The 4,898-nt window shown below is 68.7% G+C and carries 5 protein-coding genes; all 5 read left to right on the top strand.

The genetic code is table 11. From position 1 onward, the window contains the following. A partial coding sequence (locus CRO07_RS17870; protein WP_204840060.1) for a phage tail protein occupies window positions 1–1,419 on the top strand: 1,419 nt, incomplete at its 5' end. Between the two features lie 11 nt (window positions 1,420–1,430). Continuing rightward, a complete protein-coding gene (locus tag CRO07_RS17865; protein WP_097031976.1) occupies window positions 1,431–3,353 on the top strand; it encodes a DUF2793 domain-containing protein in 1,923 nt (640 codons plus the stop codon). 33 nt (window positions 3,354–3,386) lie between these two features. Next, the gene (locus tag CRO07_RS17860; RefSeq protein WP_068767754.1) at window positions 3,387–3,695 is read left to right on the top strand and encodes a hypothetical protein; all 309 of its coding nucleotides are present in this window, start codon (window positions 3,387–3,389) and stop codon (window positions 3,693–3,695) included. A 122-nt stretch (window positions 3,696–3,817) separates the two neighbouring features. Beyond that, window positions 3,818–4,492 (top strand): YcbK family protein, encoded by a 675-nt coding sequence (locus CRO07_RS17855; RefSeq protein WP_097031975.1) that lies wholly within the window; start codon window positions 3,818–3,820, stop codon window positions 4,490–4,492. Next, window positions 4,489–4,734 (top strand): hypothetical protein, encoded by a 246-nt coding sequence (locus CRO07_RS17850; RefSeq protein ID WP_407919646.1) that lies wholly within the window; start codon window positions 4,489–4,491, stop codon window positions 4,732–4,734. Before CRO07_RS17855 ends, CRO07_RS17850 begins: the two co-directional genes overlap by 4 nt. The last annotated feature ends 164 nt before the right edge of the window (window positions 4,735–4,898 follow it).

The raw sequence follows: 4,898 nt of genomic DNA, 5'->3' as shown, positions 1-4,898 counted from the left end.
CTCGTCGCCAGCCGCGAGGGCGAGGCTTTTGAGCTGACCCGGGGCCAGGAGACCGAGCTGCCTCAGGCCCTGAAGTGGCAGGTCGCGCGGGCGGACGAGGACTATGACGCGGCCCTCGTCGAGGCGCGGCGCATCACCGTCGACACCACGCGCATCGCTTCCGAGTCCTTCCCGATGGCGATCCCGCCCGAGGAGGCCGAACGCCGCTGCCGCCGCGCGCTGATGGAGGCGTGGATCGGACGGGAGAGCGCCACCTTCCGCCTGCCGCCCTCGCGGTTGGCGCTGGACCCTGCCGATGTCATCCGGCTCGCGCATGATGGCCGTGAGGTGGAATTCCGCCTCGTCTCGGTCGCCGATGCCGAGGCGCGCGGGATCGAGGCGGTGCGTCAGGACCGCGCCGCCTACGATCTGCCACCCGGCGATCCCCGCCCTGCCTCGCTCGCCAGCCCCGTCGTTTTCGGGATGCCGGAAGTGGTCATGCTGGACCTGCCGCAGATCACCGAGGATCAGCCCGCGCATCGACCCCTCATTGCCGCCCATGCCAGCCCCTGGCCAGGCGAGATCGCCGTGTTCCGCAGCGCCTCCACGGATGGCTTCGCGTTGCTGACGACCTTCGGTAGTCGGGCGCGGATCGGCACGCTGGCCTTCGACTTCTTTCCGGGGCCGACCTCGCGCTTCGATCTGGGCAATCAGCTGGTCGTCAATCTGCTGTCCGGTACGCTGGAAAGCGTGACCGACGTGGCCCTCTTCAGCGGGGCCAATGCGTTAGCCGTCGAGCCCGCGGCTGGGGTCTGGGAAATCGTCCAAGCAGGCGCGGCCGAACTGATCGCCCCCGGCCGGTACCGCCTGACCCGCCTCCTGCGCGGCCAGCGCGGTACGGAACATGCCATGGGCAATCCCGCCCCGGCCGGAGCGCGGGTCGTGGTGCTGGATGCAACGCTGGCATCGCTGCCCATCGCCGAGGCCGATCTCGGCCTGCCATGGAACTGGCGCGTGGGCCCGGCCGCGCGCGCGGTCAGCGATGCGAGCTACGCCGCAGTGGGCTTTACGCCGACCGGGCGGGGCCTTGTGCCCTTCGCACCAGTTCATGTCGGGCAACCGTGGCGGACGGCCCGCAGCCCGGGCGATCTGACGATCCGCTGGACACGGCGATCCCGCGCGCTGGTCGCCGATGCCTGGGAACAGGTCGAAGTGCCGTTGGCCGAGGACCTGGAATCCTACGACGTCCAGATCCTCGACGGCGCTGCGATCAAGCGCACGCTGACCAGCAGTACGCCCTCCGTCCTCTACACCGCCGCTCAGCAGACAGCAGATTGGGGTGCGCCACTGGGGCCCAGCCAGATGCTGGCGCTCCGCATCTTCCAGCTCTCGAACCGCCTCGGGCGCGGTACGCCCGCGACCGTGTCCCTCCAGTTCTGACGGGAACTCCCATGTCCGACACCACGACCCATCTGGGCCTGCCCTATCTTCTGGCGGCCCAAGCGCAGAAGCATGTCACCCATAACGAAGCCCTACGCCTGCTCGATGCCATGGTGCAGCTCTCGGTCCTCGACCGCACGCGGACGGCGCCCCCGGCCAGCCCGGCCGACGGCAACCGGCATCTGGTGGCCTCCGGAGCGACTGGCCTCTGGGCGGGGTGGGATCTGAACATTGCCTTCTGGGTCGACGGCGCGTGGATCCGCCTCGTGCCGCGCACCGGCTGGCTCACTTGGGTCGCGGCCGAGGGGCTGTTCCTCGTCTGGACCGGCAGCGCCTGGGAGGTCGTGGGCGAGCCCCGCGACGTCTCGGACGCCGTGTTCAGCCTGGTGAACGATGCGGACCCGACAAAGAAGGCGACCTTCTCGTTGGCGGGCATCAGCGCCGGAACCACCCGCAGCTTCACCCTGCCGAACACCTCGTCCGAACTGGCGATCCTGGCGGGCACCCAGACCTTCACCGGGAACAAGACGTTTTCGGGGACGCTGACCGCCTCCGGCACAGTCACAGTTTCGGCCGCCAGCGCCTCGATCGGCACGGCGACGACCACCGCCACTTACGGCATAGGCACCGGGGCGACGACCACCGGCGTCACCAAGACCGTGAACCTCGGCACCGGCGGCGCCTCCGGATCCACCACCGTCGTGAACATCGGCTCGGCCACCGCCGGGGCGGGCGGCACGACAGTCATCAACACGCCAACGGTCACCTTCGCCAATGCCGTCACGCAGGTCGGCATGCCCCAGGCGAACCTGACGGCGCAGCTCTTGGGCCTCGGCGGGGCAACAGCCGACAGCTACAACCGGCTCTCGATCAATACGCCTGCGGTGCTGCTGAACAACGCAGGCGCGGGGATCGAAGCCACGGTGAACAAGGCCGCCGCCGGGAACGACGCGGCCTTCGCGTTCAAGACCGGCTTCTCCGCCCGCGCGCTGATCGGTCTCCTCGGCAATGACGACTTCAGCTTCAAGGTCAGCCCGGATGGCTCGGCCTTCTTCGATGCGATCCGGATCGACCGCACCAGCGGCCAGGTGGAACTGCCGCAGCCGACGGTCCTGCCGGGGCTGGCGGCTGCGCCGACCCCGCCGCCCTCGGGCAAGGCATCGGTCTACGCGCGCAACCGCGCAGGCGCGCCATGGATCGACGTGATGCGCCCCTCGGGGCGTGACTTCCCCCTGCAGCCCCACTTCGGGGTGAACCGGATTGCCAACTGGTCGCCCTCGGTCAGCACCACGATCACGACCGAAGGCCTGCCGATCACCTCGGTTGGCACCGTGTCGCACCCGACCCTCGCCGCCACCAACCTTGCCGCCAGTATGCGGCGCTGGCGTCTGACCTCGGCGGCGGTCGTGGACTCGGTCGCAGACCAGCGTTCCGCAGGCTGGGCCTGCTGGCGCGGCAATGCGGCGGGCTTGGGCGGCTGGACCTTCGTGACGCGGATTTCGCTGACGACGCTGCAGGCGACCGGGATGGCGTTCTTCGGCCTCTATGGATCGACCGCAGCGCTGGCCACGACCCTGACGCTGGCCGCAGCCATCAACTGTATCGGCATCGGCTTCCAGCGAGGGACGCACACCCGGTGGCAGTTGGTGGCCAATGACGGCACCGGGGCGCCGACCCTGACTGACATGGGGGCGTCCTTCGCCATCGCGACGGGCGGCGTGCTGACGCTCTTCATCGCCGCCGCGCCGAATGGCAACTCGGTCTGGGTGCGTGTCGTCGACGAGGTTTCCGGCGCGGTCTTCGAACAGGAGATCACCGCTGACCTGCCCGCTGCGACGCAATTCCTGTCGCCGAGGCTGTTCCTGAACACCGGCGCAACCGCCGCTGCCGTCGCCTACGACTGCGCCGGTGTCTACCTCGAAACTGATTTCTGACCAACCGCAGCCTGCGGCAATGAAAGGACCATCATGAACGACCAGACCACTCTCGCCGGGGAGGTCGCGCGGGCCTTCCGGGATCACGGGATCACCGCCGCGCTGACCGCCCTGATCGGTGGCACCATGGCCTTGATCGCGGCGATCACGCGCAAGGCCTTCACCAACGAGGCCCTGCTGGACCGGCTCGACCGGGAACTCATTACCGAACGCGACCGCACCGACAAGCAGCGCAGCGAAGATCGCAAGGTGGATGGCGACCGCCTCGACCGGATCGAGACGGACATCCGATCCATGCGGGACATGCTCTTCGACGCCTTCCAGCGCGGCCGATCCGACTGACCGCCTGGCGACCACACCACCACGACCGCATCCCCCGCCCCCGGCGGGCAATGCCCGCCAGAACCTAAAGTCTGCGCGGCCTTGCCGCGCGGGGGCGGGTTTTTTCATCTGGAGGAACCACCATGCCCACCCTGACCTACCCCCACTGGCGCGACGTACCCGCCAACATCTGGCGCTGGCCGAACTTCTCGGCCGCCGAGATCGCCTGTCGCGGTACCGGGGCAATCAAGATCAACACCGAGGCCATGGACAAACTGCAGGCCCTGCGCGACCGGCTGGGCAAGCCGCTGATCATCCGCTCCGCCTATCGCAGCCCGGAACACAACCGCGCCGTCGGCGGGGCCCCGGCCTCGAAGCACATGCAGGGCACGGCGTTCGACATCGCCATGGCCAACCACGATCCGGTCGCATTCGCCGAAGCCGCCCGTGCCGTCGGCTTTCTTGGCTTCGGCACCTATCCCCGCTCAGGTTTCATGCACATCGACCTTGGTCCCGCACGGTCCTGGGGCGATCCCTTCCCGGCGCGGCCCGTGCCCTTCGCCCCGGAACTGCCGCCTGCGCGCGAAGTCCTTTCGGAAAGCCGCACGCTGCGCGGTGGCGGTGCGGCGGGTGCCGCAACTGTCGGTGCGGCTGGGGTCGAATTGCTGCAGGACGTTCTTGCCGAAACGCAGTCCACGATCCAGCCGCTGGTCCCCTACCTCGACACCCTGCGCTGGGTGCTGATCGCCATCGCGTTGATCGGCATCGCCGTCACCATCCACGCCCGACTCGACGACTGGAAACGGGGCCAGCGGTGATCGGCTGGCTCCTGACTCATGGCCCGGCGCGCAAAGCGCTGGGCCTCATCCTCGCCACGGCAGCGATCCTGCTGTTCCTTTTGAACCTGCGCCGCGCTGGTGAACGCGCCGGGCGCGCCGCCGAACGGCTTGATGCCCGAGAGAGAAACGATGCGATCCACCGCCAGATGCTCGACGCCGCCGCCCGCCGCCCTCCTGATCGTGATGCTCTGGCTGACCGGCTGCGCGATGGCAGGTTCTGAAGCCCGCGCGCCCTGCCCGCCGGTGGTTGATTACTCCAGCGCTGATCAGGCTCGGGCCGCCGATGAGGTGTAAGCGTTCGCTGTGGGCCACAGTCAGCTTATCTTGACGGCGTGAAGTTCCACGGTAGCAGATCGTCTAGACGGCTTTGAGGGTGGCCGTTGGC

The organism is Cereibacter ovatus (genome assembly GCF_900207575.1).
GTDB lineage: Bacteria > Pseudomonadota > Alphaproteobacteria > Rhodobacterales > Rhodobacteraceae > Cereibacter_A > Cereibacter_A ovatus.
Note: the sequence above shows the minus strand (reverse complement) of the source record. Positions and strands in the feature narration are given on the sequence as shown.

Excerpts from the sequence above, each read along its gene's own strand:
- CRO07_RS17865 (WP_097031976.1), top strand. The coding sequence starts at position 1,431 with ATGTCCGACACCACGACCCATCTGGGCCTGCCCTATCTTCTGGCGGCC.
- CRO07_RS17860 (WP_068767754.1), top strand. The coding sequence starts at position 3,387 with ATGAACGACCAGACCACTCTCGCCGGGGAGGTCGCGCGGGCCTTCCGG.
- CRO07_RS17855 (WP_097031975.1), top strand. The coding sequence starts at position 3,818 with ATGCCCACCCTGACCTACCCCCACTGGCGCGACGTACCCGCCAACATC.